This is a genomic window from Leptothrix sp. (in: b-proteobacteria), assembly GCF_965250675.1.
In the GTDB taxonomy this organism is placed as follows: Bacteria; Pseudomonadota; Gammaproteobacteria; order Burkholderiales; family Burkholderiaceae_C; genus Sphaerotilus.
This window is the reverse complement of record NZ_CBDFPH010000002.1, coordinates 56,609-79,686: the sequence shown is the minus strand read 5'-3', so window position 1 is coordinate 79,686 and position 23,078 is coordinate 56,609. Positions and strand designations below refer to the sequence as shown.

At 63.2% G+C, this 23,078-nt stretch carries 20 protein-coding genes; 11 read left to right on the top strand and 9 right to left on the bottom strand.

The genetic code is table 11. The features are described 5' to 3' along the window. Nucleotide 1 precedes the first annotated feature (1 nt). Together AC5IG3_RS04520 and AC5IG3_RS04515 are read left to right on the top strand one after the other, a co-directional pair. Nucleotides 2-1,165 carry an acyltransferase family protein gene (locus tag AC5IG3_RS04520; protein WP_491905115.1) on the top strand — a complete coding sequence of 388 codons (1,164 nt, stop codon included), beginning with the start codon at nucleotides 2-4 and terminating at the stop codon, nucleotides 1,163-1,165. 491 nt (nucleotides 1,166-1,656) lie between these two features. Next, a complete protein-coding gene (locus tag AC5IG3_RS04515; RefSeq protein WP_491905114.1) occupies nucleotides 1,657-3,114 on the top strand; it encodes an undecaprenyl-phosphate glucose phosphotransferase in 1,458 nt (485 codons plus the stop codon). 86 nt (nucleotides 3,115-3,200) lie between these two features. On the opposite strand, the gene AC5IG3_RS04510 is transcribed toward AC5IG3_RS04515, so the two are convergent. Together AC5IG3_RS04510 and AC5IG3_RS04505 are read right to left on the bottom strand one after the other, a co-directional pair. Beyond that, nucleotides 3,201-3,857: a hypothetical protein gene (locus AC5IG3_RS04510; RefSeq protein ID WP_491905113.1), complete on the bottom strand. Its 657-nt coding sequence runs from the start codon at nucleotides 3,855-3,857 to the stop codon at nucleotides 3,201-3,203. Nucleotides 3,858-4,085: 228 nt separating this feature from the next. Next, nucleotides 4,086-4,325 carry a DUF1653 domain-containing protein gene (locus AC5IG3_RS04505; protein WP_491905112.1) on the bottom strand — a complete coding sequence of 80 codons (240 nt, stop codon included), beginning with the start codon at nucleotides 4,323-4,325 and terminating at the stop codon, nucleotides 4,086-4,088. Between the two features lie 117 nt (nucleotides 4,326-4,442). Between AC5IG3_RS04505 and eptB the strand changes: the two genes are divergently transcribed. Next, a complete protein-coding gene (gene eptB, locus AC5IG3_RS04500; RefSeq protein ID WP_491905111.1) occupies nucleotides 4,443-6,143 on the top strand; it encodes a kdo(2)-lipid A phosphoethanolamine 7''-transferase in 1,701 nt (566 codons plus the stop codon). Nucleotides 6,144-6,206: 63 nt separating this feature from the next. Here the strand turns inward: eptB and acnB are convergent, their stop codons facing one another. From acnB to AC5IG3_RS04480, 4 genes are all read right to left on the bottom strand, one after another. After that, nucleotides 6,207-8,798, bottom strand: a complete 2,592-nt coding sequence (acnB, locus tag AC5IG3_RS04495) for a bifunctional aconitate hydratase 2/2-methylisocitrate dehydratase (RefSeq protein WP_491905110.1) — start codon at nucleotides 8,796-8,798, stop codon at nucleotides 6,207-6,209. Nucleotides 8,799-9,003: 205 nt separating this feature from the next. Next, nucleotides 9,004-9,438, bottom strand: coding sequence for a hypothetical protein (locus AC5IG3_RS04490; RefSeq protein ID WP_491905109.1), 435 nt, complete (start codon nucleotides 9,436-9,438; stop codon nucleotides 9,004-9,006). A 199-nt stretch (nucleotides 9,439-9,637) separates the two neighbouring features. Then, the gene (locus AC5IG3_RS04485; RefSeq protein ID WP_491905108.1) at nucleotides 9,638-10,666 is read right to left on the bottom strand and encodes an HpcH/HpaI aldolase/citrate lyase family protein; all 1,029 of its coding nucleotides are present in this window, start codon (nucleotides 10,664-10,666) and stop codon (nucleotides 9,638-9,640) included. 76 nt (nucleotides 10,667-10,742) lie between these two features. Continuing rightward, nucleotides 10,743-11,729, bottom strand: a complete 987-nt coding sequence (locus tag AC5IG3_RS04480) for a malate dehydrogenase (protein WP_491905107.1) — start codon at nucleotides 11,727-11,729, stop codon at nucleotides 10,743-10,745. A 210-nt stretch (nucleotides 11,730-11,939) separates the two neighbouring features. Here AC5IG3_RS04480 and AC5IG3_RS04475 point away from each other — a divergent pair, with 210 nt between their 5' ends. The 7 genes from AC5IG3_RS04475 (at nucleotide 11,940) to AC5IG3_RS04445 (ending at nucleotide 17,874) form a co-directional block, all read left to right on the top strand. Then, nucleotides 11,940-12,716: a GntR family transcriptional regulator gene (locus AC5IG3_RS04475; protein ID WP_491905106.1), complete on the top strand. Its 777-nt coding sequence runs from the start codon at nucleotides 11,940-11,942 to the stop codon at nucleotides 12,714-12,716. A 93-nt stretch (nucleotides 12,717-12,809) separates the two neighbouring features. Next, entirely contained in the window at nucleotides 12,810-13,241 is a 432-nt protein-coding gene (gene sdhC / locus AC5IG3_RS04470; RefSeq protein ID WP_491905105.1) for a succinate dehydrogenase, cytochrome b556 subunit, read from the top strand. A 55-nt stretch (nucleotides 13,242-13,296) separates the two neighbouring features. Continuing rightward, nucleotides 13,297-13,659 carry a succinate dehydrogenase, hydrophobic membrane anchor protein gene (gene sdhD / locus AC5IG3_RS04465; protein WP_491905104.1) on the top strand — a complete coding sequence of 121 codons (363 nt, stop codon included), beginning with the start codon at nucleotides 13,297-13,299 and terminating at the stop codon, nucleotides 13,657-13,659. Beyond that, complete coding sequence (gene sdhA, locus AC5IG3_RS04460; RefSeq protein WP_491905103.1) at nucleotides 13,659-15,467, top strand: succinate dehydrogenase flavoprotein subunit; 1,809 nt, start codon at nucleotides 13,659-13,661, stop codon at nucleotides 15,465-15,467. The genes sdhD and sdhA overlap by 1 nt, the downstream gene beginning before the upstream one ends. Nucleotides 15,468-15,490: 23 nt before the next feature. After that, entirely contained in the window at nucleotides 15,491-16,198 is a 708-nt protein-coding gene (locus AC5IG3_RS04455; protein ID WP_491905102.1) for a succinate dehydrogenase iron-sulfur subunit, read from the top strand. A gap of 30 nt (nucleotides 16,199-16,228) precedes the next feature. Next, nucleotides 16,229-16,519 (top strand): FAD assembly factor SdhE, encoded by a 291-nt coding sequence (locus tag AC5IG3_RS04450; protein ID WP_491905101.1) that lies wholly within the window; start codon nucleotides 16,229-16,231, stop codon nucleotides 16,517-16,519. Nucleotides 16,520-16,563: 44 nt separating this feature from the next. After that, nucleotides 16,564-17,874 (top strand): citrate synthase, encoded by a 1,311-nt coding sequence (locus tag AC5IG3_RS04445; protein ID WP_491905282.1) that lies wholly within the window; start codon nucleotides 16,564-16,566, stop codon nucleotides 17,872-17,874. 90 nt (nucleotides 17,875-17,964) lie between these two features. Here AC5IG3_RS04445 and sucD read toward each other — a convergent pair whose 3' ends face one another. The 3 genes from sucD to AC5IG3_RS04430 all read right to left on the bottom strand — a co-directional run bounded on the left by sucD (nucleotide 17,965) and on the right by AC5IG3_RS04430 (nucleotide 20,814). After that, entirely contained in the window at nucleotides 17,965-18,858 is an 894-nt protein-coding gene (sucD, locus tag AC5IG3_RS04440) for a succinate--CoA ligase subunit alpha (protein ID WP_491897036.1), read from the bottom strand. Nucleotides 18,859-18,875: 17 nt separating this feature from the next. Beyond that, nucleotides 18,876-20,036 carry an ADP-forming succinate--CoA ligase subunit beta gene (gene sucC, locus AC5IG3_RS04435; protein WP_491897037.1) on the bottom strand — a complete coding sequence of 387 codons (1,161 nt, stop codon included), beginning with the start codon at nucleotides 20,034-20,036 and terminating at the stop codon, nucleotides 18,876-18,878. Nucleotides 20,037-20,154: 118 nt separating this feature from the next. Then, nucleotides 20,155-20,814 (bottom strand): GntR family transcriptional regulator, encoded by a 660-nt coding sequence (locus AC5IG3_RS04430; RefSeq protein ID WP_491905100.1) that lies wholly within the window; start codon nucleotides 20,812-20,814, stop codon nucleotides 20,155-20,157. Nucleotides 20,815-20,893: 79 nt separating this feature from the next. On the opposite strand from AC5IG3_RS04430, the gene scpA reads away from it, so the two are divergent. Next, complete coding sequence (scpA, locus tag AC5IG3_RS04425) at nucleotides 20,894-23,053, top strand: methylmalonyl-CoA mutase (protein ID WP_491905099.1); 2,160 nt, start codon at nucleotides 20,894-20,896, stop codon at nucleotides 23,051-23,053. Nucleotides 23,054-23,078: the final 25 nt, after the last annotated feature.

Genomic DNA, 23,078 nt, shown 5'->3' with positions numbered 1-23,078 from the left:
GATGGAGTACGACTGGGTTCGAATATTTGCCTTGGTGGTAGTTGTTGTGTTCCATTCAATGCTACCATTCACCGATCAACGCTGGGTGATTAATTACTCCGTTACAAATCCAATCCCTTCTGAGTCTATGACTTGGACTGCTTGGCGGACGGCGCTATTCTTCTTCATTTCCGGTATTGTCGGTGGACTGGGCGCCAACAGCAATCATGACATCCGCTCCGTGATAAAACGTCTGAAGCGGATACTAACACCACTGGCCTTTGGCATAGCAATCATAGTCCCGCCACAGATTTATATTGAGTTAATACAGAAAGTTAATTATCAAAATAATTTTTTTGTGTTCTTGATTTTTGATTGCTTTCGGCCAAGAGATATATGCGCTGACGACGTCTGCGTGAGCCTGCTCGCATGGAAGCATCTATGGTATCTCGGCTATTTGGCTTTTTTTACATTGCTAGTACTCACAATATTTGCCATGCCTATCTGTCGGGCTCAAGAATACGTTATTTCTGGCCGTCATGCGTGGCGCTTCGCCACTTTACTGGGCATTGGTCTTTGTGCCGCACTAGCCATTCGAACGCTTGTATGGCTTAAATATCAACCGCAAGATTTCCGCTTCTCGCCAATATCCTCAATTGCTGCTGTTTCCCTTATATTTTTCCTCCTTGGACGTATTTTTGCTAAAGCGGAGGTGGGTTGGCAGGCGGTCAGTAGAAAATCTGTCGCCTTGACTTCACTTTGTGTATTGGCCTATATATCATTGAAGGCTAGTGAGGCAAAATTTGGTATATCGCCCTATAACTATATCGGATTCGGTATATTCCAGTTTTTTTCGGTAATTGCAATCGTCGGATTATTCAAGAAGTATTTGAATAAGGATTCCGAATTGAGGAGGTATTCATCACAATACGTAATTGTCTACTTCCTTTGGCATCAAACAGTAATAGTAATTATGGATTTTTTCTGGAATAAGATATCTGCCCCAGCAGCGTTAGCTTTCGTAGCTACACTCGCATCGATAATAATCTTCGGCTGGATAGTAAGTCGGTTGTGCGAACGCTTTCCATTAGTTGCATATGTTCATGGTGTCATACAAAAAAATGATTGCGGCAGAGGGCACTTGGCGGATTCAAAAGTGAAGTGCCCCTCACCGCCGCGATCCTGATCCGGCACCATCGCCCAGATGATCACGCCACACATCAAGCCCTTGGGTTTCTTCTTGGGGGAAGAGGCGGTAGACGATCTGGTACGTATTCAGCCCCCCCCCCACCTTGACAGCGCAGCAGCAGCCACCTCGCAAGCGCGTCTTGCCGAGATCCGTAGTGGTGATGAGGCGCCTGCGGCGCCTAGATCAGAGCACCGGTAGCAGCGAGGGCACGGGGCCTGCGCCCAGCCAGGCGCGCAGCGCCTGCTCCATCCAGCCGCACAGGTCGCGGCCCTGGCGGCAGGGTGCGCTGGTGCGCGTTGTGTATTGGCCTGCAGTATCTACACAGCGTCACAAGCTGGATTTGGCAATTTCTCACGGTGAGCGGTCTGGGCATAGAAGAGGTGTGGCGTCTATGTTGATGGACTAGGTGTGCAACAGCCCTGCGTTCAGTACGCTGGCGGTGTGCTGGTCACCAAGGCGGTCTGGGTCGCACCAGTGGGAGAACAAAAATGTCAATCAAATCAAACGTGCGTCAGCCCCTGGGGCTGGCAAGCCCGCTGTTTCAGCCGATGGGCGGCGGTGTGCGGGGCGATCAGGTGGGATTTACGCCACCGCCCCCGTCGCAGCGTGTGGCGGTGGCAGCTTTGCAGGAGCCGCTGTTGGCCGTCGCGGTGCTGCTGGCCATGCAGCATGCGCTGGGTGAGCCGATGAACCGGGCAGTGGCGCTGCTGGGCAGCATGACGGTGCTGTTGCTGTTTCCGGGCACCAGCCGGTTTCATGAGTCATTCCTGAACGCCGCCACCGACACGCTGGCTGCCTGGGTGGCGGCGCTGAGCGTGCTGATGCTGTGCGGGTTTGCCACCGACAGTTTCAAGTTCTTCAACCCGCAGGTGCTGGTGGGCTGGGCGGTGTTGACGCCGGTGGCGCAGCTGGCGGCGACGCGGCTGGGCCGCAGGCTGATTCAGGCCCGGCTGGCCAACCCCGAGTTGCGCCGCACGGCGCTGGTGATTGGCGCCGGTGCCGTGGGCGCCCGCACCGCGCAGGTGTTGCTCAACCGGGTGGGGCAGGGGGTGGACTTTGCCGGCTACCTGGAAGACCGCGATCAGGACCGCTGTGCCGAGGGCACCCGCCCGCACATCGTGGGCCGGCTGGATGACCTGGCGGCGATGGTGCGGCAGCGCAATGTGAAGGACGTCTACATCACGTTGCCGCTGAGCGTGCAGCCGCGCATCACGCGCTTGTTGAGTGAGTTGCACGACACGGCGGTATCGATCTTCTACGTGCCCGACCTGGCCGGCATCAATGCGGTGCAGGGCCGCATGCGCACGATGGACGGCATGCCGGTGGTGAGCCTGCTGGAGAGCCCGTTCGTGGGCATCAATGGTTTGGTCAAGCGCGCATCCGACGTGGTGCTGGGCAGCGTGATCACGGTGCTGATCCTGCCGCTGCTGGCGGCGGTGGCCATCGGCGTGAAGCTGAGTTCACCTGGGCCGGTGGTGTTCAAGCAGCGGCGCAATGGGCTGGATGGCAAGGAGATCACGGTGTACAAGTTCCGCTCGATGCGGACGATGGACAACGGCGTGGTGGTCAAGCAGGCCACGCGGGGTGACCCGCGCATCACGCCGTTCGGGGCGTTCATCCGGCGGACGTCGCTGGATGAGTTGCCTCAGTTCATCAACGTGCTGCAGGGGCGCATGAGCATCGTGGGGCCCCGCCCGCATGCGGTGGCGCACAACGAGCAATACCGCAGGATCGTGGATGCCTACATGGTGCGGCACAAGGTGAAACCGGGCATCACGGGCTGGGCGCAGGTCAACGGACACCGGGGCGAGACCGACGTGATCGAGAAGATGCAGGCCCGCGTGGAGCACGACATCGATTACCTGCGCAACTGGTCGCTGACGCTGGACCTGCGCATCGTGGCGCGCACGCTCAAGCTGGTGCTGTTTGACCGGCAGGCGTACTGAGGCGGTGGAGCGCTAGGGGGCCGTCGATGACTCGGCTCTGTGCCGCCGTAGTGGCTGAGCCTGCCGGAGTGCAAGGACGGCGAGTACTACTTGATCGCGCAGACGAGTCGGGCCTTGGCTTGAAAGTAGTCGATGGCGTGGTCGTGGATGCCATCGAGTAGCACGTAGTTGTAGATGCCTGCCACCACCGGCCCGACCAAAGGCACGAAACCCACCACGGCCTTGGTGCCCGCCTTCAGGCCGATCTTGGTAGCGACCTTGGACACCATTTTTTGCTGCACTTTGGAGCGCATGTGCTGGTGCGCGGCCACCGTCAATTGCCGCTGAAACTGGGCGCCGTTTTCACGGTTGTCGTGTTTGCCTTGCAGGAACAGGACGAAGCTGTCGGTGACTTCGCGCTGGTGACCGTCTTCCCAGGCCCAGAAAAGGGCTTCGTCTTCAGCCTGCACCAAGCCTGGACAGGCGCGGGCACCCGCGACCAGCGCGCCGTTACCCAGGATGACTTCGGGGATGGACTGGTAGACATTGAGGCTGTCAAAGAGCAGGCCGGCGAGGTGAAACCCTGGTATGGCGTTGAGCAGCACGCCCACGAAGCTGGGCTGAATGACATGCAAGGTGTGCCAGCTGCCGGCGGTGTGGTCGGCCACGGCGGTGGCGTATTTCTCAGTCACCGACTTTTGATTGAGGACCACCACCAGGGTGACCATTGCCGCAACGGCGGCAAAGGCGTAGCGTTTTTTCATTCAAAGACGGTGAAGAGTGATGGTTTTGCCAGTTTAGTGGCGCACTCACCGTTGCCTTCGAAGTCTGTAGAGCGACCGCAGCCCGCGCCACGGCAAAAAAAACCAAATCCCCCGGTCTTCTTTTTCAAAGGGGGAGAGGGCAGCCGCCGGGCAAAGACTCGACCGCAAAGCCGATGATGTTGCGACTGTCGCGGTTGAACTTGACGCCTACAAACTGGATAAAGCGGTTCAGCTTTCGGTCGAAATACGCTGAAACCGCTGCACCCGTGCGCCTTCCACCACCAATTCCCCAAAAAACATCGCATGCGGCCGCACCCACAGTCCGCTGGCGTTGTAGAGCGGGCGGTAGACGACCAGGGGTTCCAGCGTTTCGCTGTGGCGGGCGGCGCCGATGACTTCGTATTCGCCGCCTTTGTAGTGGCGGTAGTGGCCGGTGGGCGTGTCGGGCAAATCGGGTAGGTCGTTCATGGTGTAGCCAGGATGGAAGTGGCGCGGATCATGCCGCAACGCATCTAGGGCATTCCAGCTTTTACGAAAGTGTCGGGTCGATGAAAATCCGGGGCTTGAATCGATTCAAAGGCTGAAATGTTGTTTCGTGTGTCGCGGCGGTGGGGCAACAGCCCGCTGTTCGCTCCGATCTCCCTGGTGTTGTGGCTGGGATTGCTGTTCAACCTGCCGGTGATGTGGCGGCGCCTGGGCGGTGTTTATGACCATGTCGCGCCGCATGTGGCGGCTTGGGGGTTGTTGAGTGAAGGCCTGCTGGTGGCGGGCTTGTGCGCGCTGCTGTTGGGGATGTCGCACCTGCTGGGGCGCTGGACGGTGCGGTTGCTGGGCTGCCTGCTGATCCTGGCCAGCGCGGCCTGCGCCTACTACATGGCGATGTTCAACGTGGTGATCGGCTTCGGCGTGGTGCAGGCGCTGTTCACCACCGACCACGATCTGTCGCATGAGGTGATGGGCGCGGGCTTCTTCGCCTGGTGGCTGCTGCTGGGCTGGTTGCCCGCACTGTGGTGGTGGCGCCGGGGCGTTGCGTTGAGTTGGTGGCGGCATGAGCGCGCCGGCGTCGCCCTGCTGCGCGTGCTGGGGGGCTGTGCGGTGGCGCTGGCCATGCTGGTGCTGGCGCAGAAGTCACTGGGCGGCTTGAGCCGTCACATGCAGGGCGAGGGTCAGGGGCCGGGCATGGACCTGGCTGGCGTGGCGGCCCACACCTATGTGCCGAGCAACTGGCTGGCCGGCGTTGGCATGGTCGCCAACCGGGCCTGGCAGGCGCGGCAGGATGAGCAGCACCTGATCGATCCGGCACAGCAGTTCAGCTACGCACCAGCAACCCCGCTTGATGAACTGGTGGTGGTGTTCGTGCTGGGTGAAACCGCCCGCTACGACCGCTTTGGCGTGCTGGGCCACGATCGTGACACCACGCCGCAGATGGCGCGGGAATCCAACCTGGTGGCGCTGGCGGCGCAGTCGTGCGACACATCGACCAAGCTGTCGCTGGCATGCATGTTCGTGCGGCCTGAAGGCATCACACCGGGCGAGCAACTGGCGCCCGACTCGGTGCAGGAGCGCGACGTGTTCTCGGTCTACCGCAAGCTGGGCTTCCGCATCGACCTGTTCGGCCTGCAGAGCGAGGTGGGTTTCTACAGCCGCACGGGCGCCGATTTCTACAAGCTGCGCGAGGTGATCGTGGCCCAGCCCGAAAACCAGGGTCGGCCGGCGCACGACATGCTGCTGGTGCCCGAACTGGCACGCGCTGTGGCGCAGCACGAGCAACGGGGGGCCACCCCGCAACTGGTGATCCTGCACACCAAGGGCTCGCATTACCTGTATTCGCAGCGCTACCCGCGCGAATTCGCGCGCTGGGCGCCGGAGTGCACCAGCACCAACGCCGCCTGCAGCCGTGACGAGTTTCTCAATGCCTTCGACAACAGCATCGCCTACACCGACCACGTGCTGCAGGCCGTGCGCGACACCGTGCGCCAGCGCCGCGCGCTGGTGGTCTATTCGTCCGACCATGGCGAATCGATCGACGATCAAGCCCACTTCCACGCCACGCCCAAGCGTATCGCCCCGCCCGAGCAGCGCCAGGTGCCGCTGGTGTTCTGGGCCAGTGACCGCTTTCTGGCCGACCCGGTCCTGGCCGCAGGCTTCGAGCGCCTGAAGGCCCGCAGCGCCGGGTTGAAACCCGGTCAGGCCGGGCACCACAACCTGTTCGCCTCCATGCTGGGTTGCATCGGCGTGCAGTCGGGTGACGGCGGCATCACGCCGGAACTCAATTTGTGCCAATGAAAAAGGCCCGCCGGGTCACCCCGGCGGGCCTTGGACCTTCAGCCTCGATCAGGCAGATTCAGCTCAGGCCGTCACGCCCTTGGCCGTGTCGGCGTACTCCGAGATCTGGTCGAAGTTCAGGTACTGATAGATCTTGCTGCCGTCCTTGTTGATCACGCCCATGTCGGCTTGATATTCCGCCACGGTCGGGATGCGGCCGATCTTGGAGGCAATCGCGGCCAGCTCAGCCGAGGCCAGGTACACGTTGGTGTTCTTGCCCAGGCGGTTCGGGAAGTTGCGGGTGCTGGTGGAGACCACGGTCGCGCCTTCGCGCACTTGCGCCTGGTTGCCCATGCACAGGCTGCAGCCCGGCATTTCGGTGCGCGCACCAGCCGTGCCGAAGACGCCGTAGTGGCCTTCCTTGGTGAGTTCGGCGGCGTCCATCTTGGTGGGCGGTGCGATCCACAGCTTGACGGGAATGTCGCGCTTGCCTTCGAGCAGCTTCGACGCAGCCCGGAAGTGACCGATGTTGGTCATGCACGAACCGATGAAGACCTCGTCGATCTTGGCGCCAGCCACTTCCGACAGCAGCTTGGCGTCGTCCGGATCGTTCGGGCAGCACAGCACCGGCTCGGTCAGGTCGGCCAGGTCGATTTCGATCACGGCGGCGTATTCGGCGTCCTTGTCGGCTTCGAGCAGGTTCGGGTTGGCGAGCCAGGCCTCGACCTTCTCGATGCGGCGGGCCAGCGTGCGTGCGTCGGCGTAACCGTCGGCGATCATGTTCTTCATCAGCACGACGTTGCTGGTGAGGTATTCCTTGATCGGAGCCGGGTTGAGCTTGACGGTGCAGCCAGCAGCCGAGCGCTCGGCGGATGCATCCGACAGTTCGAACGCTTGCTCGACCTTCAGGTCAGGCAGGCCTTCGATTTCAAGGATGCGGCCCGAGAACACGTTCTTCTTGCCGGCCTTGGCCACGGTCAGCAGACCGGCGCGGATGGCGTACAGCGGAATCGCGTGCACCAGATCGCGCAGCGTGATGCCAGGCTGCATCTCGCCCTTGAAGCGCACCAGCACCGATTCGGGCATGTCCAGCGGCATCACGCCGGTGGCTGCGCCGAAGGCGACCAGGCCGGAGCCGGCCGGGAAGCTGATGCCGATCGGGAAGCGCGTGTGGCTGTCGCCGCCGGTGCCGACGGTGTCAGGCAGCAGCAGGCGGTTGAGCCAGCTGTGGATCACGCCGTCGCCCGGGCGCAGGCTGACGCCGCCGCGGTTGCTGATGAAGGCCGGCAGATCGCGGTGGGTCTTGACGTCCACCGGCTTGGGGTAGGCGGCGGTGTGGCAGAACGACTGCATCACCAGGTCGGCCGAGAAGCCCAGGCAGGCCAGGTCCTTCAGCTCGTCGCGGGTCATCGGGCCGGTGGTGTCCTGGCTGCCGACCGTCGTCATCTTCGGTTCGCAGTAGGTGCCCGGGCGCACGCCCTGGCCTTCCGGCAGGCCGACGGCGCGGCCGACCATCTTCTGCGCCAGCGTGAAGCCGGCGTTGGTGGCCACCGGGGCCGACGGCAGGCGGAACAGCGTGCTGGCGGGCAGGCCCAGGAACTCGCGTGCCTTGGCGGTCAGCGAGCGGCCGATGATCAGGTTGATGCGGCCACCGGCGCGCACTTCGTCGAACAGCACATCGCTCTTGAGCTTGAACTCGGCAGCGACCGCGCCGTTCTTCATGATCTTGCCGTCGTAGGGCAGGATGTCGATGACATCGCCCATCTCGAAGGCACCGACGTCGACCTCGATCGGCAGCGAGCCCGAGTCTTCCTGGGTGTTGAAGAAGATCGGCGCGATCTTGCCGCCCAGCGTGACGCCGCCGAAGCGCTTGTTCGGCACGAAGGGGATGTCCTGGCCGGTGGCCCAGATCACCGAGTTGGTGGCCGACTTGCGGCTCGAACCGGTGCCGACGACGTCGCCGACGTAGGCGACCAGGTGGCCCTTCTTCTTCAGGTCCTCGATGAACTGCATCGGGCCGCGCTTGCCGTCTTCCTCGGGCTTGAAGGCCGCGCCGTCGCGGGTGTTCTTCAGCATCGCCAGGTAGTGCAGCGGAATGTCCGGGCGGCTCCAGGCATCGGGCGCGGGCGACAGGTCGTCGGTGTTGGTCTCGCCGGGCACCTTGAAGACGGTGACGGTGATCTTCTTCTCGACTTCGGGGCGGGTGGTGAACCACTCCGCGTCAGCCCAGCTCTGCATCACGTCCTTGGCAAAGGCGTTGCCGGCCTTGGCTTTTTCAGCGACGTCGTTGAAGAAGTCGAACATCAGCAGCGTCTTCTTCAGCGCGGCGGCGGCCACGCCAGCCACGTCGGCGTCATCCAGCAACTCGATCAGCGGGTGGACGTTGTAGCCGCCCACCATGGTGCCGAGCAGTTCGGTGGCCTTGGCCTTGGAGATCAGCGCCACGCTCAGCTCGCCATGGGCGACGGCAGCCAGGAAGCTGGCCTTGACCTTGGCGGCGTCATCCACGCCCGGGGGCACGCGGTGCGTCAGCAGGTCGAGCAGGAAGGCGTCTTCGCCAGCGGGCGGGTTCTTGATCAGCTCGATCAGTTCCGAGGTTTGCGTGGCGTCCAGCGCGAGCGGCGGGATACCGAGCGCAGCGCGCTCAGCAACGTGTTGGCGATAGGCTTGCAGCATGAAAGGGCTCCGTGCGGTGTGGCAAAGGCCTCGGAAACTGGGCGACGCCTTTGTCTCCGGGTTAGCACTAGATTTTATGTCTTATATAAGACTTGCCAAGTCCCAAAGTGACGGCAGCCCGCTGGCTTGCTGCAAAAAAGACAAAGCCGCCCCGAAGGGCGGCCCGTGAACCGATCTTGGCGCTGGATTCAGCGCGTTGTCAGACTCAGATTTTCTGGCTGGGGTGAATGCACTCGTCGACCATGCGCTGGCCGATCTTGGCGTTCATGAGCATCGACTTGTTGGCAATCTGCAACCACACGATGCCGGCCTTCTTGTCTTCGAGGCGGACGGCGCCGGTGGTGGTGGCCTCCGGTGCCAGCGTGTAGTTCTTGCCCTTGAAGGCGACCTTGAAGTAGCCGGGCTTGTCGCCGGGGTTGATCTCGACCTTCTGGTTGAACTCGCATTCCTGCAGGCCGGTGAGCACGCGCTCGCTGGTGGCGATCTGCTCTTCGTTCAGGTCGGGCAGGGGCGCAGGGGCCTTGGCTGCGGCTTTTTTCTTGGCGGGCGCGTCAACGGCGAGCGCATTGCCGGCGCTCAGCAGGGCGGTGGTGGCAGCAACGCCGAGCAGCAGGCTGCGCATGAAAGAGGAGGTAGACATCGAGGGGTGACTCCGGGTGAACTGCAAGATGGGCGCATTGTTGGCGCGACATCGGTCACGAACGTTGCAAGTTGCTTCCATCTGCTGCTGCTGGGTGGCCGAATGGCTGCGATTGCTCACAAGTTGCCAGATTCCCGGCGCTGTTCATGGGTTCATGGCGTGGTAAGTGTTGTCGTATGACAACGTTTCCGGCGGTGGTTCAGTCCGCGAAAAACGCGCTACGTACTTCAGCGGGCAGTTGCGGTGCGTGCGCCAGCGAGGTGCGATGGGCGCGTTCCAGCACCTGCCAGAAGTAGCGGAAGCTGGCCCGGTCGTGCAGCGTGTCCTGGCCGCCGTGGCGGTAGCGGATCGGCCCCCATTGGGCGGCTTGCGCGGCCAGGATGATCTCCACCGCCAGATCGATCTCTGCCGTGGTGGGCGCAAACGCATCGACGATAGGCTGGATCTGGTCGGGGTGGATGCTCCACATGCGCGTGTAGCCCAGTTGCCGCGATGCCTGCGTGGCGGCCTCCTGCAGCGCGGCCTTGTGCTTGAACTCGGTGACGACACAGTGCGACGGCGTCTTGCCGGCGGCGTGGCAGGCGGCCGAGATTTCCAGCTTGGCGCGCAGCACCAGCGGGTGCTCGAACTGGCCCTTGACGCTCATGGCGCTGTGCGGAATCGCGCCCCGGTGTGCCGAGACGAAGTCCATCAGCCCGAACGACAGCGACTCGATGCGCGGCAGCGCCGCCATGGCAAACACGTCGCGCAGCGCGCCGTGGGTTTCGACCAGCGCGTGGACGGGAATGGCGTGGTGGATGCCATGGCGGGCGCTGGCGGCGTCGATGGCGGTGATCGCCTGTTGCAGATCGGCAACATCGCGCGGCTTGGGCACCATGATGTATGCCGTTCGCTGGCCGGCTTGCTGCACCAGCAGATCCACCATCGCCTCGAATTTCGGGTGGCCCACCGCCTGCACGCGCGCGCCGACACGGCCATGCCGGTTCTGCGGCGAGTTGATCAACTCGCTGATCAGCGCGATGTGCTCCAACTCGCCGCCTACCGGGGCGCCGTCTTCGGCATCGAGCGTGACGTCGAACACCGGGCCGAGTTCGGCCTGCAGTTCCAGGCTCTTGCGCATGCGCGCCTCGACCCCGCAGTAGTGGTCGCAGACCGGCAGGCTGGTGGCGATCTCGTCAGCATCAAACAGTGCGAGGCGGGGGTGAACCTTGGTGGCAGCGAGGGGCATGGCAATGGCATTCATGGCGTCGAATGAAAAAAGCCGACCTGAGCGGTCGGCTTTGATTGTGAACCCGCTGACGCGATCAGAGCAGGTGCTTGACGCCGTCTTGCTCGCCGGTCAACTCGGCCAGGGTCTTGTCGATGCATTCCTGGCTGAAGGCGTCGATTTCGAGGCCTTCGACGATCTTGTACTCGCCACCTTCGCAGGTGACGGGGTAGCCGAACATGACTTCCTTGGGGATGCCGTATTCGCCGTTGGACGGCACGCCCATCGTGACCCACTTGCCATTGGTGCCCAGGGCCCAGTCGCGCATGTGGTCGATGGCCGCGTTGGCAGCCGAAGCGGCCGACGACACGCCGCGCGCAGCGATGATCGCGGCGCCGCGCTTGCCGACGGTCGGCAGGAACACGTCCTTGTTCCAGACGCTGTCGTTGATCATGTCCTTGACCGAGGCGCCGTCGATGGTGGCGTAGCGGTAGTCGGCGTACATGGTCGGCGAGTGGTTGCCCCACACGGCCAGCTTCTCGATCGCAGCCACCGGCTTGCCGGTCTTGGCGGCGATCTGGCTCAGCGCGCGGTTGTGGTCCAGGCGCAGCATGGCGGTGAAGTTCTTGGCTGGCAGATCCGGCGCTGCCTTCATTGCGATGTAGGCGTTGGTGTTGGCGGGGTTGCCGACGACCAGCACCTTGACGTTGCGCGATGCGACCGCGTTCAGGGCCTTGCCCTGGGCGGTGAAGATGGCGCCGTTGATCGACAGCAGTTCGGCGCGCTCCATGCCGGGGCCGCGCGGACGCGAGCCGACCAGCAGGGCGTAGTCGGTGTCCTTGAAGGCTTCCAGCGGGTCGCTGTGCGCTTCGATGCCGGCCAGCAGCGGGAAGGCGCAGTCTTCGAGCTCCATGATCACGCCCTTGAGCGCTTCCTGGGCCTTCTCCATCGGCACTTCCAGCAATTGCAGGATGACGGGCTGGTCTTTGCCCAGCATTTCGCCGGAGGCAATGCGGAACAGCAGGGCGTAACCGATCTGGCCAGCAGCGCCGGTAACGGCAACACGGACGGGACTCTTGCTCATGGGAGAACTCCTGGGAAGCGAGTGAAAACGAGGTGGGTGGAACCAGAGACCGGTCGCGGCAGCGTCTGCCGTCGGCCGTACGGCGTGGGAGCCGAAGTGTCGCGCAGTCTAGGGGTTCACCCTCAAATCTGTCAATAATCTTATGTCTTATATAAGACATCTATTGAAGAGTGTTGCCCGCAGCGGCCGGCTTGTGCTGGAATGCCGGCCATGCCGCAAACCGCGCCTCCACCTGCATCGACTGCTGCCGACCCGGCCGGCGAGTCGGGGCCTGCCTTCAGCCCGCTCTACCGCCAGATCAAGAGCCTGATCATGCGCGGCCTGCAGGCGGGCGAGTGGAAGCCCGGCGAGGCGATTCCGAGCGAGCTGGAACTGGCCGGCCGTTTTCGCGTCAGCCAAGGCACGGTTCGTAAGGCTATTGACGAACTTGCGGCTGAAAATCTGCTGGTGAGGCGTCAAGGCAAGGGCACGTTCGTCGCGACGCACAACGAAGAAAAGATTCAATACCGTTTCCTGCGCCTGCAGTCCGAAGGGGCTGAGGGTCCGCAGCCGATGCAGCGCGATTTCCTCGACTGCCGTCGCATGCGGGCACCGGCTGATGTGGCGCGGGCGCTGGAATTGCGCGCTGGTGATGTGGCGGTGCAGATCCGGCGCACCCTGGCGCAGGGCGGGCGGCCGCTGGTGCTCGATGACATCTGGCTGCCCGGCCATTTGTTCAAGGGGCTGACGGCCGAGCGCCTGAGTGAGTACCGTGGGCCGCTTTACAGCCTGTTCGAGTCGGAGTTTGGCGTGCGCATGATTCGCGCTGAAGAAAAAATTCGTGCCGTGGCCGCCGATGCGACTGTGGCACCTGTGTTGCAAGTACCGGTGGGCGCGCCGCTGTTGAGCGTGGAGCGGCTGGCGCTGACCTACGGCGACAAGCCGGTGGAATTGCGCCGCGGTCTCTACAACACCGAAACGCATCACTACCGCAACGAATTGAGTTGAACGATCGGCTGATTCAAACAGCCTGCAAGACGAGGTCTTGTTGCATTGCAATAAAATCATGAATGGTTTCGCGTTGATTACATAAGGCACGACATGGCAGATATCACCCCTACACCCAGACCGGTTTATCGCAACATCCATGTGACCGATATCGTCAGTTATCGGTTGCCCCCGGCAGGCATCGTGTCGATCCTGCATCGCATCAGTGGCGTACTGCTGTTCGTGCTGCTGCCGTTCATCATCTGGATGTTCGACACCAGCCTGACCTCCGAGATCAGCTACGAGACCTTCACGGCCGTGTTCGCCGCCGGTGCAGGTCCGCTGCCGGGCTGGTTCATCAAGCTGATCGCGCTGGCGCTGATCTGGGGCTATCTGCACCACTTCATCGCCGGTGTGCGCCACCTCTGGATGGATGCCACCCACAGCGTGAGCAAGCAGCAGGGCCACAGTTCGGCCGTCATCACGCTGGTCTCCAGCGTGGTGCTGACCGTAGCGCTGGGCGCCAAGCTGTTCGGTTTGTACTGAGCCGATCCTCCCGGCTTCGGCTATCTCCAACAAGATCCAACAAGACAAGACCCCTATGTCCAAGAATTACGGATCCAAGCGCGTGGTCGCTGGCGCGCACTACGGTTTGCGCGACTGGCTGGCCCAATCCGCAACAGCCACGCTGATGGCGCTCTTCACCATCGCCCTGCTGGCGCAGGTGCTGCTGGGCGGGCCGCTCGGCTATGACCGCTGGGCGGGCATCTTCTCGCAGCAGTGGATGAAGACGCTGACCTTTGTGCTGATCATCTCGTTGGCGTGGCACGCCTGGATTGGCGTGCGCAACATCTGGATGGATTACGTCAAGCCGGTGGCCGTGCGCCTGACGCTGCACGTGTTGACCATCGTCTGGCTCGTCGGCTGCGCCGGCTGGGCAGTGCAAGTTCTCTGGAGGCTCTGATGTCTGTTGCTAGCTCTTTGCCGCGTCGCAAGTTCGACGTGGTCATCGTCGGTGCCGGTGGTTCCGGCATGCGCGCTTCGTTGCAGTTGTCGCGCGCCGGCCTGAACGTGGCCGTGCTGTCCAAGGTCTTCCCGACCCGCTCGCACACCGTGGCCGCCCAGGGTGGCATCGGTGCCTCGCTGGGCAACATGTCGGAAGACAACTGGCACTATCACTTCTACGACACCATCAAGGGCTCCGATTGGCTGGGCGACCAGGACGCGATCGAGTTCATGTGCCGCGAAGCGCCCAAGGTCGTCTACGAGCTTGAGCACTTCGGCATGCCGTTCGACCGCAACGCCGACGGCACCATCTACCAGCGTCCGTTCGGCGGCCACACCGCCAACTACGGCGAGAAGCCGGTGCAGCGCGCCTGCGCTGCCGCTGACCGTACCGGTCACGCGATGCTGCACACGCTCTACCAGCAGAACGTCAAGTCGCGCACCAACTTCTTCGTTGAATGGATGGCGCTCGACATCATCCGTGACGCCGAAGGCGACGTGGTCGGCGTGACCGCGCTCGAGATGGAGACCGGCGAGGTCCACATCCTCGAAGCCAAGAGCGTGCTGCTGGCCACCGGCGGCGCTGGTCGCATCTACGCGGCCAGCACCAACGCCTTCATCAACACCGGCGACGGCCTGGGCATGGCGGCGCGCGCCGGCATCCCGTTGCAGGACATGGAGTTCTGGCAGTTCCACCCGACCGGCGTGGCCGGCGCGGGCGTGCTGCTGACCGAAGGTTGCCGTGGCGAAGGCGCCATCCTGCGCAACAGCAACGGCGAGCGCTTCATGGAGCGCTACGCGCCCACGCTCAAGGACCTGGCACCGCGCGACTTCGTCTCGCGCTGCATGGACCAGGAGATCAAGGAAGGTCGCGGCTGCGGTCCCAACAAGGACCACGTCGTGCTCGACATGACCCACCTGGGCGGCGACACCATCCTGAAGCGCCTGCCGTCGGTGTTCGAGATTGGCCACAATTTCGCCAACGTCGACATCACCAAGGAGCCGATCCCCGTGGTGCCGACCATCCACTACCAGATGGGTGGCATCCCGACCAACATCAACGGCCAGGTCGTCACGCCCAAGGGCGACGACTACAAGAGCATCGTCAACGGCCTCTACGCCGTGGGCGAATGCTCCTGCGTGTCGGTGCACGGCGCCAACCGCCTGGGCACCAACTCGCTGCTGGACCTGCTGGTGTTCGGCCGCGCGGCCGGCAACCACATCGTCGACGCGCTCAAGAGCTCGCCCAAGTCGCACAAGGCCTTGCCCAAGGATGCGGCCGAGAACTCGCTGGCCCGCCTGGCGCGTCTGGACAGCTCCAACAGCGGCGAATACGCGCAGAACGTCGCCAACGACATCCGCAGCGCCATGCAGCTGCACGCCGGCGTGTTCCGCACCCAGGCGTCGATGGACGAAGGCGTGGTCAAGATCAATGCGCTGCGCGCACGGGTCGAGGCCATCACGCTCAAGGACAAGTCCAAGGTCTTCAACACCGCCCGCATCGAGGCGCTGGAAGTCGAGAACCTGATCGAAGCCGCCCAGGCGACGATGACCTCGGCCGCTGCGCGCAAGGAATGCCGTGGCGCCCACACCGTCAACGACTACGAGCGCGCCGCCGACGACGCCCAGTTCCCGCTCGGCCGCAATGACGCCGAGTGGATGAAGCACACCCTGTGGGACAGCGCGACCAACAGCCTGTCCTACAAGCCGGTCAACCTCAAGCCGCTGACGGTCGCGTCCGTCCCGCCCAAGGTTCGTACCTTCTAAGCGCGTTGCAGGAGTAAAACCACATGGCCCAGAAGCGCACTTTCCAGATCTACCGCTACGACCCTGATAAGGACGCGAAGCCGTACATGCAGACCATCGAGGTCGAGCTTGACGGCAGCGAGCGCATGCTGCTCGACGCGCTCATCAAGCTCAAGGAGGTCGATCCGGCCCTGAGCTACCGCCGTTCATGCCGCGAAGGCGTGTGCGGTTCGGACGCGATGAACATCAACGGCAAGAACGGTCTGGCCTGCCTGACCAATATGCGCGACCTGCCGGGCGTGATCGTGCTCAAGCCGCTGCCGGGGCTGCCGGTCATCCGCGATCTGATCGTGGACATGACCCAGTTCTTCAAGCAGTACAACTCGATCAAGCCCTACCTCGTCAACGAAGAAATTCCGCCCGAGACCGAGCGCCTGCAGAGCCCCGAAGAGCGCGACGAGCTCAACGGCCTCTACGAGTGCATCCTGTGCGCGAGCTGCTCGACCAGCTGCCCGAGCTTCTGGTGGAACCCGGACAAGTTCGTCGGCCCGGCTGGCCTGCTGCAGGCTTATCGATTCATTGCCGACAGCCGCGACCAGGACACGGCCGCGCGTCTGGACAACCTTGAAGACCCGTACCGCCTGTTCCGCTGCCACACCATCATGAATTGCGTCGATGTTTGCCCGAAGGGTCTGAACCCGACCAAGGCCATCGGCAAGATCAAGGAAATGATGGTGCGCCGCGCTGTCTGAGCGCTGTGCAACTTCGACTTAGGCAACGCCATGGATCAAACCCCGCTCGGTGAACGTGCCCTCAGCAAGCTTCGGTGGCGGTGCCGCCGCGGCCTGCTGGAAAACGATCTTTTCATCGAGCGCTTTTTCCAGCGTTACGAAGACAGCATGACCGTCGGCCAAGCCAACGGCATGACTGTCCTGATGGATTTGGCTGATAACGATTTGCTGGATCTCCTGCTCGCACGCCGCGAGCCCGAGGGCGACGATTTGACTCGCCCCGAGGTGCAGGAAGTTCTGGCGCAGCTGCGCGACGTCAGCATGACATCCGCGCAGCGCTGATGCCCCGCCGCTCCGATTTGTTGACTTGAGAGGAAACCGCCATGATGACCCCGTCTGACGTGAAGGCCACGTTATCGTTCTCGGACGGCAGCCCCAGCATGGAGCTGCCGCTTTACAAGGGCACCATCGGCCCGGATGTCATCGACATCCGCAAGCTGTACGCCCAGACCGGCAAGTTCACCTACGACCCGGGCTTCCTGAGCACCGCATCGTGCAACTCCGCCATCACCTACATCGATGGTGACAAGGGCGAGCTGCTCTATCGCGGCTACCCGATCGAGCAGTTGGCAGTCAATTGCGACTTCCTGGAAACCTGCCACCTGTTGCTCTACGGAGAGCTGCCCAACGAGACGCAGAAGACCGAATTCACCGCGCGCGTGACCAATCACACGATGGTCAACGAGCAGATGCAGTTCTTCCTGCGCGGCTTCCGCCGTGACGCGCACCCGATGGCGGTCATGACCGGCCTGGTCGGCGCGTTGTCGGCCTTCTATCACGACAGCACCGACATCAACAATCCGGAGCACCGCGACATCGCCGCGATCCGCCTGATTGCCAAGATGCCCACGCTGGTCGCGATGGCGTACAAGTACTCGGCTGGCCAGCCGTACATGTACCCGAAGAACAACCTGAGCTACTCGGCGAACTTCATGCACATGATGTTCGCAACGCCGTGCGAAGACTACGTCCCCAACGACGTGGTGGTTCGCGCGCTCGACCGCATCTTCATCCTGCACGCCGACCACGAGCAGAACGCATCGACCTCCACGGTTCGCCTGTGCGGCTCGTCGGGCACCAACCCGTTTGCGGCCATCGCCGCCGGCGTGGCCTGCCTGTGGGGCCCTGCCCACGGTGGCGCCAACGAGGCTTGCCTGAACATGCTGGGCGACATCCAGAAGATGGGTGGCGTCGAGAAGATCGGTGACTTCATCAGCAAGGTCAAGGACAAGAACTCCGGCGTCAAGCTGATGGGCTTCGGCCACCGCGTCTACAAGAACTACGATCCGCGCGCCAAGCTGATGCGCGAAACCTGCCACGAGGTGCTCGGCGCCCTGGGCCTGGAAAACGATCCGATGTTCAAGCTGGCGATGTCGCTGGAGAAGATCGCGCTGGAAGACGAATACTTCGTCGCCCGCAAGCTCTACCCGAACGTCGACTTCTACTCGGGCATCGTGCAGCGCGCCATCGGCATCCCGGTGAGCCTGTTCACCGCGATCTTCGCGCTGGCCCGCACCGTCGGCTGGATTGCGCAGCTCAACGAAATGATCGGCGACCCCGAGTACAAGATCGGCCGTCCGCGTCAGCTGTTCGCCGGCTCGGCTTCACGTGACGTCAAGCCGCTCAGCCAGCGCTGATCTGCACGTCGCCCAACAAAAAGCCGCTCACTGAGCGGCTTTTTTGTCTTTTGCAGGAGCAGCAAAAGCCACCCCTGCATCCGATTCCCCTTACAGCATCGCCTTCAACAGCCGAGCCATCTCGGAGGGGTTGCGCGTGATGGTGAAGCCACACTCCTCCATGATCGCGAGCTTGGCGTCCGCTGTGTCCGCGCCACCCGAGATCAGCGCACCGGCGTGGCCCATGCGCTTGCCGGCCGGGGCCGTCACACCGGCGATGAAGCCCACGATCGGCTTCTTCATGTTGGCCTTGCACCAGAGTGCGGCTTCAGCCTCATCCGGGCCGCCGATCTCGCCGATCATGATGACCGCGTCGGTGTCCGGATCGTCGTTGAAGGCGCGCATCACGTCGATGTGCTTCAGGCCGTTGATCGGGTCACCGCCGATGCCGACGGCGCTCGATTGACCCAGGCCGATCTCGGTCAACTGCGCCACCGCTTCATACGTCAGCGTGCCCGAACGGGAGACCACGCCGATGCGCCCCTTGCGGTGGATGTGGCCGGGCATGATGCCGATCTTGATTTCCTCGGGCGTGATCAGGCCCGGGCAGTTCGGGCCGAGCAGTAGCGTCTTCTTGCCGCCGGCCGCTTCCTTGGCCTTCATCTTGTTGCGCACCATCAGCATGTCCCGAACCGGGATGCCTTCGGTGATGCAGATCGCCAGGTCCAGGTCGGCTTCGACCGCCTCCCAGATCGCAGCCGCCGCGCCCGCGGGCGGCACGTAGATCACGCTGACGGTCGCGCCTTGCGCCTGCGCGGCTTCCTTGACGGTCGCGTAGATCGGGATGTCCGAGAACTTCTCGCCCGCCTTCTTCGGGTTCACACCCGCCACAAAAGCGTTCTTGCCGTTGGCATACGCCTGGCAGCCCAGCGTGTGGAACTGGCCGGTCTTGCCGGTGATGCCCTGGGTGATGACCCGCGTGTCTTTGTTGATGAGAATCGACATGTTCTTGTTCCTTCGGCTTACTTCACGGCGGCGACGATCGCCGTCGCGGCTTCGGCCATGGTGTTGGCAGCGATGATGGGCAGGCCCGAACGGCTGAGCATCTCCTTGCCCAGGTCCTCGTTGGTGCCCTTCATGCGCACCACCAGCGGCACGCTGAGGTTCACGGCCTTGCACGCCACGATCACGCCTTCGGCGATGGTGTCGCACTTCATGATGCCGCCGAAGATGTTGACCAGGATGCCCTTGACGTCCGGGTTCTTCAGCATGATCTTGAACGCCTCGGTCACCTTCTCGGCCGTGGCGCCACCGCCCACGTCGAGGAAGTTGGCCGGCTCGCCGCCGAACAGCTTGATGGTGTCCATCGTCGCCATCGCCAGGCCCGCGCCGTTGACCAGGCAGCCGATGTTGCCGTCGAGGCTGATGTAGGCCAGATCGAACTTCGACGCTTCGACTTCAGCCGGATCTTCCTCGTCCAGATCGCGATAGGCCACGATCTCGGGGTGGCGGAAGAGGGCGTTGGGGTCGAAGTTGAACTTCGCGTCCAGCGCGATCAGGTTGCCCTTGGAGTCACGGTTGAGCGGGTTGATCTCGACCAGCGAGGCGTCCGTCTCCATGTAGCAGCGGTAGAGGTTCTGGAACAGCGTGACGGCTTGCGCGGTCGAGTCGGCCGGCAGGCCGATGGCGTCAGCAATCTTCCTGGCCTGCTCGGCGCCCAGGCCGGTGAGCGGGTCGATCACTTCGGTGACGATCTTCTCGGGCGTCGAGTGGGCGACCTCCTCGATGTCCATGCCACCCTCGGAGGACGCGATGAAGGCGACCTTCTGCGAGGCGCGGTCGGTCACGAGCGAGACGTAGTATTCCTTCTGGATGTCGGCGCCGTCTTCGATGTAGAGGCGGCGCACCTTCTGGCCTTCGGGGCCGGTCTGATGGGTGACCAACTGCATGCCGAGAATGTCCTCGGCGAGCTTGCGCACATCGTCCATCGAGCGTGCGAGCTTGACGCCGCCGCCCTTGCCGCGCCCACCAGCGTGGATCTGCGCCTTGACGACCCACACGGGTCCGCCCAGCTTCTGCGCGGCTTCCACCGCCTCCTGCACCGTGAACGCAGCATGGCCGCGCGGCACCGGCACATCAAACTGGCGCAGGATTTCCTTGCCTTGGTATTCGTGGATTTTCATGGGGGTTTTGCTCCTCGGATGCGAAAGAAATGAGGGGTGGAAATCAAATTGCCGCGACTTTGCGGCCGGAAGCTGACCTCAAACTGAGGTTGGCGTTCGACAGGCGTTCGACAGGCGTTCAACTGGCGGCAGCAGCCAGGCCGTTGTCGAAGTGAGCGCGCATGAGTTGCGCAGCCAAGTCGGCCTGGCGCGCTTCGAGCGCAGTCATCAAGGCGCGGTGTTCGGCCAGCGATTCGGCCATGCGGCCTTGCTTGAACAGCGAGTGGTGGCGGTTGAGCTTCATCATCTTGCGCAGATCGGCCACGATCTGGATGCGCCAGCGGTTGCCGGCAGCGGCCAGCAACTGCATGTGAAACGCCTCGTTGGTGGCGAAGAAGAATTCGCGCTGCTGCACCTCGCGCTCCAGTTGATCGTGCAGCGTGCGCAGGCGGGCAATGTCGGCAGTGCTGGCGTTGCGGGCCACTTCGCCGGCGGCGTCGCTTTCCAGCAAGGCCAGCAGGTGGTAGACCTGGCGCACATCGTCGGCTGACATTTCGGTGACGTAGGCGCCGCGCCGCACCTTCATGGTCACCAGGCCTTCGACGGCCAGCACCTTGAGCGCCTCGCGCAGCGGCGTGCGGCTGATGCCGTATTCGGCCGTCAGCTTCTGCTCATCGATCCAGCTGCCGGGCTCCAGCTCGCGGTTGAAGATCTGCTCACGCAGGCGCTCGGCCACCTCTTGATACAGCGCGCGGGGCGCCAGGGTGGTGTCGGAGGCGGGATGAAAAGCAGAGGCCACGGGAGAGGAGTCAGCTGTGCGTCATTATTGAATTCATAATTATGCATCATGTATCATGATGGCGAATAGGAGTTACCGCATGTCTTCCGCACCCGAGTTCAAGCCGTCCACCCTCGACCTTTGGCACAAGGCTGCTGCCAAATCCGCACCGGGCGGCGACGTTTCCGCGTTGAACTGGGTCACGCCGGAAGGCATCACGGTCAAGCCGCTTTACACCGCTGCCGACACGGCCGATCTGCCCTACGCCGACACGCTGCCGGGCTTCGAGCCCTTCATTCGCGGCCCGCAGGCAACGATGTATGCGGTGCGGCCCTGGACCATCCGCCAGTACGCCGGCTTCTCGACCGCCGAAGAATCCAATGCCTTCTACCGCCGCGCGCTCGCTGCGGGCGGTCAGGGTGTGTCGGTGGCGTTTGACCTGGCCACGCACCGTGGCTATGACAGCGATCACCCGCGCGTGACCGGCGACGTCGGCAAGGCCGGCGTGGCGATTGATTCGGTCGAGGACATGAAGATCCTGTTCGACAGCATTCCGCTCGACAAGGTCAGCGTCTCGATGACCATGAACGGCGCGGTGCTGCCGGTGCTGGCGGGTTATGTCGTCGCGGCGGAAGAGCAGGGCGTATCGCAGGACCAGCTCAGCGGCACCATCCAGAACGACATCCTCAAGGAGTTCATGGTCCGCAACACCTACATCTACCCGCCCGAGCCGTCGATGAAGATCATCGGCGACATCATTGAGTACACCGCGGCGCACATGCCCAAGTTCAACTCGATCTCGATCAGCGGCTACCACATGCAGGAAGCGGGCGCGAACCAGGCGCTGGAGTTGGCTTTCACGCTGGCCGACGGCAAGGAATACGTCAAGACCGCCATTGCCAAGGGCATGGACGTTGATGCGTTTGCCGGCCGCCTGAGTTTCTTCTGGGCCATCGGTATGAACTTCTATCTGGAGATTGCCAAGATGCGCGCCGCGCGCCTGCTGTGGTGCCGGATCATGAAGGGCTTCGACGCCAGGAACCCCAAGAGCCTGATGCTGCGCACGCACTGCCAGACCTCGGGCTGGTCGCTGACCGAGCAGGACCCGTACAACAACGTCGTGCGCACCACGGTCGAGGCCATGGCCGCCGTCTTCGGCGGCACGCAGAGCCTGCACACCAACGCCTTCGACGAGGCGATCGCACTGCCGACCGAGACCAGCGCCCGCATCGCCCGCAACACGCAGCTGATCATCCAGGAAGAGACCCACATCACCAGCGTGGTCGACCCCTGGGCCGGCAGCTTCATGATGGAGAAGCTCACGCAGGACATGGCCGACAAGGCCTGGGCCATCATCGAAGAGGTCGAGGCCATGGGTGGCATGACCAAGGCCGTCGACTCCGGCTGGGCCAAGCTCAAGATCGAGGCCAGCGCGGCCGAGAAGCAGGCCTGCATCGACTCGGGCAAGGACGTGATCGTCGGCGTCAACAAGTACAAGCTGGCCAAGGAAGACCCGGTCGAGATCCGCGAGGTCGACAACGTCGCCGTGCGTGAATCGCAGATCGCCCGGCTGCAGGCCATCAAGGCCCGTCGCGACAGCGCCACCGTCGCCGCCGCGCTGCAGGCGCTGACCGACGCAGCCGAATCCGGCACGGGCAACCTGCTGGCCTTGTCGATCGACGCGATCCGCCTGCGTGCTACGGTGGGTGAGGTGTCGGATGCACTGGAGAAAATCTTCGGCCGCCACCGTGCCGACATCCAGAAGGTCACCGGCGTCTACGCCGCCGCCTACGACTCGGCCGAGGGCTGGGAGAAGCTGCAGGGTGAGATCGCGGCCTTCGCTGAAGATCAGGGCCGCCGCCCGCGCGTGATGATCGCCAAGCTCGGCCAGGACGGCCATGACCGGGGCGCCAAGGTGGTGGCCACCGCGTTCGCCGATCTGGGCTTCGACGTCGACATGGGCCCGCTGTTCCAGACGCCCGAGGAATGCGCCCGCCAGGCGATCGAGAACGACGTGCACGCCGTGGGCGTCAGCACGCTCGCCGCCGGCCACAAGACGCTGGTGCCGGCCATCATCGCGGCGCTCAAGGCGCAGGGCGCGGACGACATCATCGTCTTCGTGGGTGGCGTGATTCCGGCGCAGGACTACGGCTACCTGTTCGATGCGGGCGTCAAGGGCATTTTCGGCCCCGGCACGCCGATCCCGGCCTCGGCCAAGACGGTGCTGGAGCAGATCCGCGCCAGCCTCACACCGGCTTGAAACCTGTCTGTTGCAGGAGTGCTCG